Annotated in this window: 12 protein-coding genes, 4 tRNA genes and 1 riboswitch; of the genes, 12 read left to right on the top strand and 4 right to left on the bottom strand. The window is 58.5% G+C overall.

The genetic code is table 11. The annotated features are described in order from the left end of the window. The first annotated feature begins 71 nt into the window (after positions 1 to 71). From astB to astE, 3 genes are read left to right on the top strand one after another with little or no spacing between them, the layout of a single operon-like run. Entirely contained in the window at positions 72 to 1,418 is a 1,347-nt protein-coding gene (gene astB, locus ACDZ94_RS01090; RefSeq protein ID WP_432750954.1) for an N-succinylarginine dihydrolase, read from the top strand. A gap of 39 nt (positions 1,419 to 1,457) precedes the next feature. Continuing rightward, on the top strand, positions 1,458 to 1,748 hold the full coding sequence (locus ACDZ94_RS01085) for a hypothetical protein (RefSeq protein ID WP_003214319.1): 291 nt from the start codon (positions 1,458 to 1,460) through the stop codon (positions 1,746 to 1,748). Positions 1,749 to 1,759: 11 nt separating this feature from the next. Further along, positions 1,760 to 2,764 carry a succinylglutamate desuccinylase gene (gene astE, locus ACDZ94_RS01080; RefSeq protein ID WP_064453791.1) on the top strand — a complete coding sequence of 335 codons (1,005 nt, stop codon included), beginning with the start codon at positions 1,760 to 1,762 and terminating at the stop codon, positions 2,762 to 2,764. 146 nt (positions 2,765 to 2,910) lie between these two features. Here the strand turns inward: astE and ACDZ94_RS01075 are convergent, their stop codons facing one another. After that, on the bottom strand, positions 2,911 to 3,420 hold the full coding sequence (locus tag ACDZ94_RS01075; protein WP_432750953.1) for a 6,7-dimethyl-8-ribityllumazine synthase: 510 nt from the start codon (positions 3,418 to 3,420) through the stop codon (positions 2,911 to 2,913). Between the two features lie 113 nt (positions 3,421 to 3,533). Further along, a riboswitch (FMN riboswitch) is annotated at positions 3,534 to 3,703 on the bottom strand. 190 nt (positions 3,704 to 3,893) lie between these two features. Here ACDZ94_RS01075 and ltaE point away from each other — a divergent pair. From ltaE to mgtE, 8 genes are all read left to right on the top strand, one after another. Further along, entirely contained in the window at positions 3,894 to 4,898 is a 1,005-nt protein-coding gene (gene ltaE / locus ACDZ94_RS01070) for a low-specificity L-threonine aldolase (RefSeq protein ID WP_432750952.1), read from the top strand. A gap of 146 nt (positions 4,899 to 5,044) precedes the next feature. After that, the gene (alaS, locus tag ACDZ94_RS01065) at positions 5,045 to 7,663 is read left to right on the top strand and encodes an alanine--tRNA ligase (RefSeq protein ID WP_432750951.1); all 2,619 of its coding nucleotides are present in this window, start codon (positions 5,045 to 5,047) and stop codon (positions 7,661 to 7,663) included. 97 nt (positions 7,664 to 7,760) lie between these two features. Continuing rightward, complete coding sequence (locus tag ACDZ94_RS01060; RefSeq protein ID WP_064453787.1) at positions 7,761 to 9,002, top strand: aspartate kinase; 1,242 nt, start codon at positions 7,761 to 7,763, stop codon at positions 9,000 to 9,002. Positions 9,003 to 9,176: 174 nt separating this feature from the next. Next, the gene (gene csrA / locus ACDZ94_RS01055; protein ID WP_003175645.1) at positions 9,177 to 9,365 is read left to right on the top strand and encodes a carbon storage regulator CsrA; all 189 of its coding nucleotides are present in this window, start codon (positions 9,177 to 9,179) and stop codon (positions 9,363 to 9,365) included. Positions 9,366 to 9,427: 62 nt separating this feature from the next. Then, positions 9,428 to 9,518: transfer RNA gene (locus ACDZ94_RS01050), tRNA-Ser, on the top strand. Positions 9,519 to 9,626: 108 nt separating this feature from the next. Beyond that, positions 9,627 to 9,703, top strand: a tRNA-Arg gene (locus ACDZ94_RS01045). A 72-nt stretch (positions 9,704 to 9,775) separates the two neighbouring features. After that, positions 9,776 to 9,852, top strand: a tRNA-Arg gene (locus ACDZ94_RS01040). A gap of 348 nt (positions 9,853 to 10,200) precedes the next feature. Continuing rightward, positions 10,201 to 11,643 carry a magnesium transporter gene (gene mgtE / locus ACDZ94_RS01035; protein ID WP_064453786.1) on the top strand — a complete coding sequence of 481 codons (1,443 nt, stop codon included), beginning with the start codon at positions 10,201 to 10,203 and terminating at the stop codon, positions 11,641 to 11,643. Positions 11,644 to 11,759: 116 nt separating this feature from the next. On the opposite strand, the gene ACDZ94_RS01030 is transcribed toward mgtE, so the two are convergent. The 3 genes from ACDZ94_RS01030 to ACDZ94_RS01020 all read right to left on the bottom strand — a co-directional run bounded on the left by ACDZ94_RS01030 (position 11,760) and on the right by ACDZ94_RS01020 (position 12,898). Continuing rightward, positions 11,760 to 12,086, bottom strand: a complete 327-nt coding sequence (locus ACDZ94_RS01030; protein WP_003193592.1) for an Arc family DNA-binding protein — start codon at positions 12,084 to 12,086, stop codon at positions 11,760 to 11,762. Positions 12,087 to 12,479: 393 nt separating this feature from the next. Next, a complete protein-coding gene (locus ACDZ94_RS01025; RefSeq protein ID WP_432750950.1) occupies positions 12,480 to 12,659 on the bottom strand; it encodes a PA3371 family protein in 180 nt (59 codons plus the stop codon). 11 nt (positions 12,660 to 12,670) lie between these two features. After that, positions 12,671 to 12,898, bottom strand: coding sequence for a hypothetical protein (locus ACDZ94_RS01020; protein WP_064453784.1), 228 nt, complete (start codon positions 12,896 to 12,898; stop codon positions 12,671 to 12,673). 327 nt (positions 12,899 to 13,225) lie between these two features. On the opposite strand from ACDZ94_RS01020, the gene ACDZ94_RS01015 reads away from it, so the two are divergent. Next, a tRNA-Arg gene (locus tag ACDZ94_RS01015) sits at positions 13,226 to 13,302 on the top strand. Positions 13,303 to 13,540 lie beyond the last annotated feature (238 nt).

The following is a 13,540-nucleotide window of genomic DNA, read 5'->3' as shown; positions in this document are numbered from 1 at the left end:
AGTTGAATGGGTTTACAGCTATAGATCTGCACCAGATGCCTATAAAAACAGATGTTCGTGGAGCCTCGCCGATGAAATCCTATGAAGTCAATTTTGACGGTCTAGTGGGGCCGACCCATAACTACGGCGGTTTGTCCTACGGCAACGTCGCGTCCCAGAGCAACAGCCAGCAGTCTTCGAACCCGAAGGAAGCGGCGTTGCAGGGCCTGCAGAAAATGAAAGCCCTGATGGACATGGGCTTTGTGCAAGGGGTGCTGGCGCCGCAGGAACGACCTGACGTGGCCGCCTTGCGTAACCTCGGTTTCAGCGGCACCGACGCCCAGGTAATCCAGCAAGCAGCCAAGCACGCCATGCCGCTGCTGGTTGCCAGTTGCTCGGCGTCGAGCATGTGGGTGGCCAACGCCGCCACTGTCAGCCCGAGTGCCGATACGGCGGATGGCCGCGTGCATTTCACCGCCGCCAACCTCAACTGCAAATACCACCGCAGCATCGAACACCCGACCACCAGCCGCGTGCTGGGGGCGATGTTTGCCGACCAGAAGCACTTTGCCCACCACGCCGCGTTGCCGGCGGTGGCGCAGTTCGGCGACGAAGGCGCGGCCAACCACACGCGCTTCTGCCGTGACTATGGCGAAGCCGGTGTCGAGTTCTTCGTGTTCGGCCGCAGTGCGTTCGACACCCGTTACCCAGCCCCGCAGAAATACCCGGCGCGCCAGACACTCGAAGCCTCCCAGGCCGTCGCACGCCTGCACGGCTTGGAGGATGACGGCGTGGTCTACGCCCAGCAGAACCCGGCTGTGATCGATGCCGGCGTGTTCCATAACGATGTGATCGCCGTGGGCAACGGCGAGGTGCTGTTCTATCACGAGGATGCCTTCCTCAATACCGAACAGATGCTGGGCGAACTGCAAGGCAAGTTGGGCAAGCTGGGCGGCAACTTCCAGTCGGTGTGCGTGCCTCGCGCTCAAGTCAGTGTCGAAGACGCGGTGCGTTCCTACCTGTTCAACAGCCAGTTGCTGACCCGCGCCGACGGCTCGATGCTACTGATCGTGCCGGAAGAGTGTCGCGCCAACGAGCGCGTCTGGCAGTACCTGCAAGGCCTGACCGCATCCGGTGGGCTGATCCGCGAAGTGAAAGTCTTCGACCTCAAGCAAAGCATGCAGAACGGCGGTGGCCCGGCGTGCCTGCGGCTGCGTGTGGCGTTGAACGAAACTGAACTGGCGGCGGTGAACCCAGGCGTTATCATGACCGCGCCGTTGTACGAAACACTGACCCAATGGGTCGACAAGCACTACCGCGACAGCCTGCGTGAAACCGACCTGGCTGACCCGCAGTTGCTGCTTGAGTGCCGGACGGCACTGGATGAACTGACGCAAATCCTTAAACTGGGCTCGGTTTATCCTTTCCAGATCAATTAACGCCACCTCTTTTTACACCCTAGGGCTGAGAACTATTTTATGACCACCGACACCCTGAAACTGATCCTTGAAGACACCGATGGCACCCAGCTGGAAACCTCCTGCACCCGCGTCGCCGTGGTCTGGCAGGGCAAGGAAATCTGGATCCAGCACGACGGCCGTGGCCAGTTGCTGATCGGTGTGGATGTGGAAGAAGGCGACGCCGAGTACGCCAACCTGCTGATGCGCCCATTGGCCACCAACCTGATGAGCCTGCAACTGGAAATGGAACCGGCCGACGTCGAAGGTGACGACGACGATCACGTCCACGGCCCAGGCTGCAACCACTAAGGAAGCTGCTTATGCTCGCCCTCGGCAAATTGCTTGAACTGACCCTCGCCGGTCGTGAACCGGCGCAAAAAATTCAACTGACTGTCGACGGCGTGCAGATGCGCTGGCTCAGCGAGGGCGCACTTGAAGTGCGCCCGCCGCAGGCCCTGGACAATGGCAGCGACGTGCTGCTGTCATCCGGCATCCATGGCAACGAAACGGCGCCGATCGAACTGCTCGACCGCCTGTTGCATGGCATCGCCCGTGGCGAGATCAAGCCCCGCACCCGTATTCTGTTCCTGTTCGGCAACCCCGAGGCCATGCGGCGCGGCGAGCGTTACCTGGAACTGGACGTCAACCGGCTGTTCAACGGCCGTCATGAACAAAACATCGGCCCGGAGGCCATGCGCGCCGCCGAGCTAGAGCAACTGGCCCGCAGCTTTTTCAGCCTGCCCGGCCGTTCGCGCCTGCATTACGACCTGCACACCGCCATTCGCGGCTCGAAGATCGAGCAGTTTGCGCTGTACCCGTGGAAAGACGGGCGTCAGCATTCGCGCCACGAACTGGCCCGTCTGTGCGCTGCCGGCATGCAAGCAGTGCTGCTGCAGAACAAGACGTCCATCACCTTCACGGCGTTTACCTACGAGCAGCTGGAGGCCGAAGCCTTCACGCTGGAACTGGGCAAGGCGCGGCCGTTCGGGCAGAACCAGGGTGTGGATGTGTCCCGCCTGGAAACCCGGCTCAAGCAGATCATCGAGGGCACCGAGCCCGAGACCGTGAGCCTGGATGGCTTGCAGCTGTTTGCCGTGTCCCGTGAAGTCATCAAGCACAGCGATGCGTTCCTGCTGCACTTGCCGGCGGATGTGGAAAACTTCTCGCCGTTGGCGAAGGGGTATCTGCTGGCCGAAGACGTGGCCAAGACCCGTTGGGTGATCGAGGAGGAGGGTGCTCGCATCATCTTCCCGAACCCGAAGGTGAAGAATGGTTTGCGCGCGGGGATATTGATTGTGCCGACCACGGATGCCGGGTTGGCCTGAGCCTGCGAGACGGGCTCCGTCAAATGTGGGAGCTGTCTTGCCTGCGATAGCATCACCGCGGTGTGGCTGACACACCGAGGTGACTGCATCGCGGGCAAGCCCGACTCCCACACAAGCCCGCTCCCACATTGGTTTTGCGCTGTAGCTTAAACGGCTAAGGCGCGTGGCTCACTGCGACGGATCGCACGGACCTTGTGCAGGGTGTCGGCGCAGGTGCGCGCAGCTTCCTGGCCCTTGTGCACGAAGTGCTCGTAGAAGAACGTGTGGTGTTCGCTGCCAGCGTGGAAATGGTGCGGGGTCAGGGACACCGAGAACACCGGCACTTCGGTTTCCAACTGCACCTGCATCAGGCCGCTGACTACCGATTGGGCCACGAATTCGTGGCGGTAGATCCCGCCGTCCACCACCAGTGCGGCGGCAACGATACCGGCGTAACGGCCGGTCTTGGCCAGCAGCTTGGCGTGCAGGGGCATTTCAAAGGCGCCGCCGACTTCGAAGAAATCGATGTCCGATTCCTGGTAGCCCTGGGCGATCATTTCGGCGAGGAAACCTTTACGCGATTGGTCGACAATATCCTTGTGCCAGCAGGCCTGGATAAACGCGAGGCGCTCGCCGTGGTGGTTTTTGCTTTTGCTGTCGATTGCGGTGGGTTGCATGTTCTGACTCCTGTTTAAGAAAAAAACAGGGCGTTATGAATCGAATGGGATTTAAGGGTACGAACAGCCACGCCATGCAAGCATGAACCCGGCGCGCGGCCCTTAGGTGCCAATCCCGTTCTCTCTTCATCCGGACTATGACCGTCGGCCCCGGGATCACACCGGGTCTGCTGACCTTGCCGCCGTCCTGCGTGAGCAGTTCAAGGCGCCAAGCGCTCGCGGGCTATGCACGTTGCGTGCAATTACCGCCGGTGGGGAATTACACCCCGCCCTGAGAACGTTGCCGCCAGAACCCTGGCGGCGGAGAGTTTTTAACATGGTTTTTCAAAAACTGCACGATCGCCTTATCGATAACCTATATCGGTTTGTTTGGTTGGTATTCGATTGATGCTAACGGGGGCTTGATATTCCGTGGCTTTACCCGCAGTAATCATCCATAAAAGGAACTTACATACCCGTTAGAGGCTTGTTTCATGTCTGTGATCGACCTGCGTAGCGACACCGTGACCCAACCCACCCCCGGCATGCTCGACGCGATGGCCAGTGCCGTCAGTGGCGACGATGTCTACGGCGAAGACCCCAGCGTCAACCATTTGGAGGCCGAGTTGGCCAAGCGCCTGGGCTTCGAGGCAGCGTTGTTTGTGCCCACCGGCACCATGAGCAACTTGCTGGCGTTGATGGCCCACTGTGAGCGCGGCGAGGAATACATCGTCGGGCAACAAGCCCATACCTACAAATATGAAGGCGGCGGCGCGGCCGTCCTCGGTTCGATCCAGCCGCAGCCGCTGGAGGTGCAGGCGGACGGCTCCCTTGACCTGAATCACGTGCTGGCGGCAATCAAACCCGATGATTTCCACTTCGCCCGCACCCGTCTGCTGGCCCTGGAAAACACCATGCAGGGCAAAGTGCTGCCGCTGGAGTACCTGGCGAAGGCGCGAGCGTTCACGCATGAACACGGCCTTGCGCTGCATCTGGATGGCGCGCGTATTTATAACGCGGCGGTCAAGCTTGGGGTGCCGGCGCGGGAGATTGCCCAGCATTTCGATTCCGTATCGGTGTGCCTGTCCAAAGGCCTTGGCGCACCGGTGGGTTCGGTGTTGTGCGGTTCCACGGCCTTGATCGCCAGGGCGCGCCGCTTGCGCAAGATGGTCGGCGGCGGTATGCGTCAGGCCGGTTCCCTGGCGGCAGCGGGGCTGTATGCGCTGGATCATCAGGTGCAGCGCCTGGCCGATGACCACGCCAATGCCCAATGGCTGGGGGAGGCGTTGCGCAAGGCCGGTTACGCGGTGGAGCCGGTTCAGACCAACATGGTGTATGTGCAGATCGGCGACCAGGCACAGGCGTTTAAGGCGTTTGCTGCTGAGCGCGGGATCAAGTTGAGCGCCGCGCCGCGCCTGCGCATGGTCACTCATATGGATGTCAGCCGGGCGCAGATCGAGCAGGTCGTGCAGACATTTGTCGAGTTTTCCCGGAAATGACAGTGCAGACCGTCTAATTGACTGTTTCTATCACATAAACACGCTGTACCACTGGCAAAGGGCCGATATAATGCGGCCCTTTGCCGTCGCTCCGTCTGATGATGTTGCGCACTGGCCTTTGGCCGCAGACTCCGTGGAAGAACCTAATGAAAAGCGCAGAAATCCGTGAAGCCTTCCTTCGCTTCTTCGAAGAGCAAGGTCACACCCGTGTAGCCTCCAGCTCCTTGATCCCAGGCAACGACCCAACCCTGCTGTTCACTAACGCGGGGATGAACCAGTTCAAGGACTGCTTCCTGGGCCAGGAAAAGCGCGCTTATACCCGCGCGACCAGCAGCCAGAAGTGCGTACGCGCCGGCGGCAAGAACAGTGACCTGGAAAACGTCGGCTACACCGCTCGCCACCACACTTTTTTCGAGATGCTGGGTAACTTCAGCTTCGGCGACTATTTCAAGAAAGATGCGATTACGTTCGCCTGGACCTTCCTGACCGGCGTGTTGAAGCTGCCGAAGGAAAAGCTGTGGGTCACCGTCTACGCGACGGACGACGAAGCGTATGACATCTGGACCAAAGAAGTCGGCGTACCGGTCGAGCGCATGATCCGCATCGGCGATAACAAGGGCGCGCCCTACGCTTCCGACAACTTCTGGACCATGGGCGATACCGGCCCGTGCGGCCCCTGCACCGAGATTTTCTACGATCACGGCGCCGACATCTGGGGCGGCCCACCCGGCTCGCCGGAAGAAGATGGCGACCGTTACATTGAAATCTGGAACAACGTGTTCATGCAGTTCAACCGCACCGCCGATGGCGTGTTGCATCCGCTGCCGGCGCCGTCGGTCGATACCGGCATGGGCCTGGAGCGGATCAGTGCGGTGATGCAGCACGTTCACTCCAACTACGAAATCGATCTGTTCACCAACCTGCTGAGTGCTTCGGCGGCGGCCATTGGCTGCGCCAACGACAACCAGTCTTCGCTCAAGGTGGTGTCGGACCATATCCGTTCCTGCAGCTTCCTGATCGCTGACGGTGTACTGCCGTCGAACGAAGGTCGCGGCTATGTGCTGCGCCGTATCATCCGTCGCGCCTGCCGCCACGGTAACAAGCTGGGCGCCACGGGTAACTTCTTCTACAAAATCGTTGCTGCGCTGGTGGCCGAGATGGGCGATGCCTTCCCGGAACTCAAGCAGCAGCAGGCCAACATCGAGCGCGTGCTCAAAGCTGAAGAAGAGCAGTTCTCCAAGACCCTGGAACATGGCTTGAAGATTCTGGAGCAGGACCTGGCCGAGCTCAAAGGCACCGTGGTGCCGGGCGATGTGGTGTTCAAGCTGTATGACACCTATGGTTTCCCGATGGACCTGACCGCCGACATCGCCCGTGAGCGTGAGCTGACCGTCGATGAGGCCGGTTTTGAGCGTGAGATGGAGGCGCAGCGTGTACGCGCCCGTTCCGCCAGCTCCTTTGGCCTGGACTACAACACCTTGGTCAAGGTTGATGTACCTACCGAGTTCGTCGGCTACCAGGCGACCGTTGGTTCGGCCAAGATCGTTGCTCTCTATAAAGACGGTAAATCGGTCGACGTGTTGAATGAAGGCGAGGAAGCGGTGGTGGTCCTCGACCAGACGCCGTTCTACGCCGAGTCCGGTGGCCAGGTGGGTGATTGTGGTTTCCTGAGCTCGACGTCGGGCCGTTTTGAAGTGCGCGATACCACCAAGACCGGCGGTGCATTCCTGCATCACGGTGTGCTGGTACTGGGCAACCTGACGGTCGGTGCGCCGGTCGATACTCAGGTCGATGCCGACGTACGGCATGCAACCGCTTTGAACCATTCGGCCACTCACTTGCTGCACGCCGCATTGCGTCAGGTGCTGGGTGAGCATGTGCAGCAGAAGGGTTCGTTGGTCGATAGCCAGCGCCTGCGTTTTGACTTCAGCCACTTTGAAGCGATCAAGCCTGAGCAGATCAAGGCGCTGGAAGACATCGTCAACGCTGAAATTCGCAAAAACACGCCGGTGGAAACCGAAGAAACCGATATCGAGACCGCCAAGAAAAAAGGCGCCATGGCGCTGTTTGGTGAGAAGTACGGCGACGAAGTGCGCGTACTGAGCATGGGCGGCAGCTTCTCCGTGGAGCTGTGTGGCGGTATCCACGCCAACCGCACCGGCGACATCGGCCTGCTGAAAATCATCAGCGAAGGCGGTGTGGCGTCCGGTGTACGTCGTATTGAAGCGGTGACCGGCGCTGCGGCCCTGGCCTACCTCAATGCGGCTGAAGAACAACTCAAGGAAGCGGCCGGCCTGGTCAAGGGCAGCCGCGACAACCTGATCGACAAGCTGTCGGCCGTTCTGGAGCGCAACCGTGCGCTGGAGAAACAGCTGGAGCAGTTGCAGGCCAAGGCGGCCAGCGCGGCGGGCGACGATTTGTCGGCTTCCGCCCTGGACGTCAAGGGTGTGAAAGTTTTGGCGGTGCGCCTGGACGGTCAGGATGGCAAGGCGCTGTTGGCCTTGGTCGATCAGTTGAAGAACAAGCTCGGCCGCGCAGTGATCCTGCTCGGCGGTGTCCATGAGGAAAAGGTCGTTCTGGTTGCCGGTGTAACCAAGGACCTGACTGGCCAACTCAAGGCCGGTGATTTGATGAAGCAAGCCGCCGCGGCAGTGGGCGGGAAGGGCGGTGGTCGTCCGGACATGGCACAAGGCGGTGGTGTAGACGCCGGTGCCCTGGACGCGGCCCTGGCCCTGACCGTGCCGTTTGTCGAGGCTGGCATTTAAGGCACTGTTAACGAGCCCATGGTCTAGTCATGGGCTTGCTTAGGTGCTGGACGATTTGTTTATTGGGCGCCCCTTTACGGGCTGAGGCGGCTTAGAAATGGCTTTGATCGTACAGAAATTTGGAGGCACCTCGGTCGGCTCTGTCGAAAGAATCGAGCAGGTCGCCGACAAGGTTAAGAAATTCCGCGATGCCGGCGACGACCTGGTGGTGGTGCTGTCGGCCATGAGCGGCGAGACCAATCGCCTGATCGAACTGGCCAAGGCAATCAGTGGTGATCAACAGCCACTGCCGCGTGAGTTGGATGTGATCGTGTCCACCGGTGAGCAGGTGACCATCGCGTTGCTGGCCATGGCGCTGAACAAGCGTGGTGTGCCGGCGGTGTCCTACACTGGCAGCCAGGTACGCATCCTCACCGACAGCGCGCATACCAAGGCGCGCATCCTGCAGATTGACGATCAGAAAATCCGTACAGATCTGAAAGCCGGGCGCGTGGTAGTTGTAGCTGGCTTCCAGGGTGTGGATGAGCAGGGCAACATCACCACCCTCGGTCGTGGCGGTTCGGACACTACCGGCGTGGCGCTGGCAGCAGCCCTCAAGGCTGATGAGTGCCAGATCTATACCGATGTGGACGGCGTGTACACCACCGACCCGCGTGTGGTGTCCGTGGCCCAGCGTCTGGACAAGATCACCTTTGAAGAGATGCTGGAAATGGCCAGCCTCGGTTCCAAGGTGTTGCAGATCCGCGCGGTGGAATTCGCCGGCAAGTACAACGTTCCGCTGCGCGTATTGCACAGCTTCAAAGAGGGTCCGGGCACCCTCATTACTATTGATGAAGAGGAATCCATGGAACAGCCGATCATTTCCGGCATCGCTTTCAATCGCGATGAAGCCAAGCTGACGATCCGTGGCGTGCCAGACACCCCGGGCGTGGCCTTCAAGATTCTCGGGCCTATCAGCGACGCGAATGTTGAAGTCGACATGATCGTGCAGAACGTTTCGCACGATAACACCACCGATTTCACCTTCACCGTGCACCGCAACGAGTACGATGCGGCTCACAAGATCCTGGAGCACACTGCGAGCCAGATTGGCGCCCGTGAAGTGATCGGGGATATCAAGATTGCCAAGGTGTCGATCGTGGGTGTGGGCATGCGTTCCCATGCCGGTGTTGCCAGCCGTATGTTCGGTGCCCTGGCCAAGGAAAGCATCAACATCCAGATGATCTCCACTTCGGAAATCAAAGTCTCGGTGGTGATCGAAGAGAAGTACCTGGAGCTGGCTGTGCGCGCGCTGCATACCGCTTTTGAGCTGGACGCTCCGGCCCGACCGGGCGAGTGATGCGATGCCAGGAAGGCGCGGTTTACCGCGCCTTTCATTTTTTGTGGAGCGCATGGTCTTTTGCGTGCGCTCGACGATACTTAGGCCGTTAGGGCTATGGCCATCAGGCTGTAGGTCGAACGCCTTTTTTTTGCAGACTGTTGTTCCTGAACTGAAATGCGTGAGGAGAAAGGTATGCTGATTCTGACTCGTCGGTGCGCAGAAAGCCTGATTATCGGTGATGGCGAAATCACCGTGACCGTGCTCGGCGTCAAAGGCAATCAAGTACGTATCGGGGTTAACGCTCCGAAAGAGGTAGCTGTCCACCGCGAGGAAATCTACCTGCGGATCAAGAAAGAGAAGGACGAAGAACCAAGCCTTTAATTTTTATCGTTTTTTATGTTTGCAAACGGGGATGAACGTGGTTAATATACGCCCCGTGTTGCGGAGAGCTGGCCGAGTGGCCGAAGGCGCTCCCCTGCTAAGGGAGTACACCTCAAAAGGGTGTCGGGGGTTCGAATCCCCCGTTCTCCGCCATTATTTGCTTAGTACGTTGCAATCTGGTTTTTTCGGTAAGTTGTTGAAATTAATCGAAAAAATAGCTTTACATAGAGATTGAACGGCCTATAATGCGCGGCAACAAATGCACTCGTAGCTCAGCTGGATAGAGTACTCGGCTACGAACCGAGCGGTCACAGGTTCGAATCCTGTCGAGTGCACCATTTAAGAGTCAGTTGCAGTAATGCAGGTGATTCGGCTTCAACCAGTTGTGATCTGGTCTAAAAACACAAACTGCACTCGTAGCTCAGCTGGATAGAGTACTCGGCTACGAACCGAGCGGTCACAGGTTCGAATCCTGTCGAGTGCACCATACAAACAAAAAGCCCGCCTAGTGCGGGCTTTTTGCCGTCTGGGGTTTGTGTAGGATTGATCCTGGGCTTCATCTTTTCTTGCGTCCCATGTGTTTTCCCTTCGCGCTGTGTCGTCGCAGTTCATAAGTGCGGCCGATGTTCAGTTTTGGCTCGCAAGCGCTTGTTCTTTCCAGTTTTTTAGCGTTAAGGCGCACGCAGCGTGTATCATTGCGCCCGTCAGCCCCGCCGGGGCTTGTGGAATACCTCCATGGACTTACCCAGTAGTTACTCAGTACCCCGCTTTACCAATCATGAATTGACTGATTGATCCTTCCGGCGTGCCCCGCTGCTGGGAGTGGAGTTCGCCTATGACCGAAGTAGAAGTAAAGAAAACACAAGACAGCCTGCAGGATCGCCTGGCTCAAGTCATCGAGCTGCTGCAGCGTCAGCGCGTGGTCGAAGACCTCACGCACCGCCAGGAAGGTCCGCACCACGACCGCGTTGAAAACCTGGTTCACCGGCAAAACCTCGTCGAGCTGCAACGCAAGCTCGATGACCTGCACTCTGCCGACGTCGCCTATATCCTTGAAGCGTTGCCACTGGGTGATCGACTGACCCTCTGGCAGTTGGTCAAGGCTGACCGTGACGGCGACATCCTCCTCGAAGTATCCGACTCGGTCCGTGAAACCCTGATCGCCGACATGGACGATCATGAGCTCCTGGCCGCCGCCAGGGAGATGGACGCCGACGAACTGGCTGACCTGGCCCCTGAGCTGCCTCGTGATGTCGTCCATGAGCTGATGGAGGCCCTCGACAGTCAGCAGCGTGAGCGCGTGCGCTCTGCGCTGTCCTATGACGAGGACCAGGTCGGTGCGCTGATGGACTTCGAGATGGTCACCATCCGCGAAGACGTCAGTCTGGAAGTGGTACTGCGTTATCTGCGCCGCCTCAAAGAGCTGCCCGGCCATACTGACAAATTATTTGTGGTCGACTACGAAGGCATTCTCAAGGGGGTGCTGCCGATCAAGCGCCTGCTGGTGAATGATCCCGAGAAGAAAGTTGCGGATTTGATGGCCAGCGATACGGTGAGTTTTCACCCGGATGAAGACGCCTACGAGGCCGCGCAGGCGTTTGAGCGCTATGACTTGATCTCGGCCCCTGTGGTCGACAAAAACGGTAAGCTGATAGGCCGTTTGACCATCGATGAAATGGTCGACCTGATTCGTGAAGAGAGTGAAACCGAAGTCCTCAACATGGCGGGTTTGCGTGAAGAGGAAGATATTTTTGCATCGGTCTGGCGTTCCCTGCATAACCGTTGGGCCTGGCTGGCGATCAACCTGATCACGGCCTTCATCGCCTCGCGCGTGATCGGGCTGTTTGAAGGCTCTATCGAGAAGCTGGTGGCCCTGGCGGCGCTGATGCCGATTGTGGCCGGTATCGGCGGCAACTCCGGTAATCAGACCATCACCATGATCGTGCGCGCGATGGCACTGGACCAGGTGAGTACGGCCAATTCCTCGCGCTTGCTGCGCAAAGAGTTGGTAGTGGGGCTGATTAACGGCTTGGTGTGGGGCGGCGTGATCGGCGTGGTGGCCTACTTGCTGTATGGCAGTTGGTCGCTGGGCGTCGTGATGACGGCCGCCATGACCCTCAACCTGCTGCTGGCTGCGCTGATGGGGGTGCTGATCCCCATGACGCTGGCCCGCCTCGGGCGCGACCCGGCCATGGGTGCGAGTGTGATGATTACGGCCATGACCGACAGTGGTGGGTTTTTCATCTTCCTGGGGTTGGCGACCATCTTCCTGCTCTGATCCATTACAGCGGGAGCAGATCTGCTCCCGCTTTGCTTGCTCTTTCTGACGTTCCTTTCCCAAATCGCAGGCAAAAAAAAGCCAGCACATGGCTGGCTTCGGCTTTCAACTGCAGATTAATTGGCTTCTGCGGCCGCCTCAACGTCGTGCGCGATAAGCGAGACGAGAGCATTTTGCTGGCGGTGGGAGAGCTGACGAAAACGCTGCAGCAGTTCGCGTTCGTGCAGTGACAGCTCTGGGCTGTCCAGGCGCATGCTCAACTCTTCGCCCAGCGCACCTTCCTGAATAAGGCTCTGTTCCAGGCGCGCGATGATTTCGGAGTTCATGCTGCGGTGATGATTGCGAGCCACCTCGGCAATGCGTTCCCGCATTCCGTCTGGCAGACGTACGACGAACTTGTCAGCCGTACGGCTGGAATAAATTGCCTGTTTCAATGGGCGCATATATTTAACCGGTTAGTTCAGGGGAGCGGTTTTTGGAATTGGCCGCAAGATGAGTGTTATGACAAGGCTCACGACCAAAGTTCAACCCGAATTGCAAAGAGATCGCATCATGCCTCAGATTTGACAGTTCCTTGGCGTCAATTCTGTGACAAATATTGAACTGCCTAAAGGCGTAATGCCAGCACTCATTTGCATTTTTGCGGACTGGTTGGAAAACTTTTCGACGAGCGATTCTTCAACGGAACTTCCCGTAAGTCCAAGTCTGCTCAGGGGTTGAGGCCGCACATCCTATCGCAAAGTGGCATTTTGCCCTTACCTTTAAGACTAGTGGCAATTTGCTAATTTACTAGGACGGGGCGACATAAGGTCGGGAGAGATGGGGCGCAGGCGGGGTCAGCGTAAAACCGGGTCGAATTTGATTCTGCGGCCCACGATGAGCGTCAGCAGGAGCAGGCTGGCAAACACGCCAGCGGCAACATAAGCGGTCGTTTGTCCATCTTCCGAACGGGTACCCAGGCCCAGGATGCCGGCGGCAATGGTCAGGCATAAAAATAGCCAGGCGGATTTGGTCACGAGCGGTTTCCTCAGAATACCCAATGTTCGGATGCGGGCGCGGCCTGGGTGCCTTGGGTCAGGCGTACCGGCGATTGCGCGTCGGGCGTCATCACCGCCAGTTGCGGGCGCTGTTGCAGATGGTGCGGCACTGCCTGGCTGATCTGGGCCGGATCGTTGCTGCCAGTCGACTGAAAATGGAACATCACCAGTGCAGCCAGGGCTATGGTGTTGAGGGCTAACAGAAGTGCACTGTTCATGGTCATGTTCTCCGCTTAACGCCGTGGCTGAATGGGTCTTGTAGGAGAAGTATTGCAGGTCTCGTGCCAATGTATTATTTCAATAAAATCAATGGCTTGAGTCTACTTCAAAGGATCGACAGGTTGCAATTTGCAATGATGGCATTTTGGGGGAGTGCATTTTGCACGATGGTGCCCAGGTGCCCGTGGTTACGGGGCGAAGCAGGCATTCTGCGAACAAGGATCGGCCTACACTCAAAAAGCCTACGGACGACATGACAAAACCCACCTCGGCCGTTAACATGCACGCCGTCCGTCGCTGCGCCGTAGGCCGGATGGCTGTCATTTGTCCCAGTAGCTCAATTGGATAGAGCATCCCCCTCCTAAGGGGAAGGTTGGCCGTTCGAACCGGCCCTGGGACACCAGATTCGTGGCCCGTATAAAAAGCCTCGCACATAAAGCCCCGTACAGATTGCTCTGGCGGGGCTTTTTTGTGCGTGCTTGACGAACACCGGTCGAACCTTGCCGGTGATCAGCGTTCACAGCAGGTGCGTGGGTATTTATCGCAACCTTTGTACCTTGCAACCGGCCAGGCAGCGTCTGAGCTATTAAGTAAAATATTCCCGGAAAACAGCCTATATCGCCTGTCCGGGCCTGGTCACA

Origin of the sequence: Pseudomonas sp. UBT, assembly GCF_050915955.1 — a bacterium.
Classification (GTDB): Bacteria; Pseudomonadota; Gammaproteobacteria; order Pseudomonadales; family Pseudomonadaceae; genus Aquipseudomonas; species Aquipseudomonas antarctica_A.
This window is presented reverse-complemented; position numbering and strand designations above follow the sequence as displayed.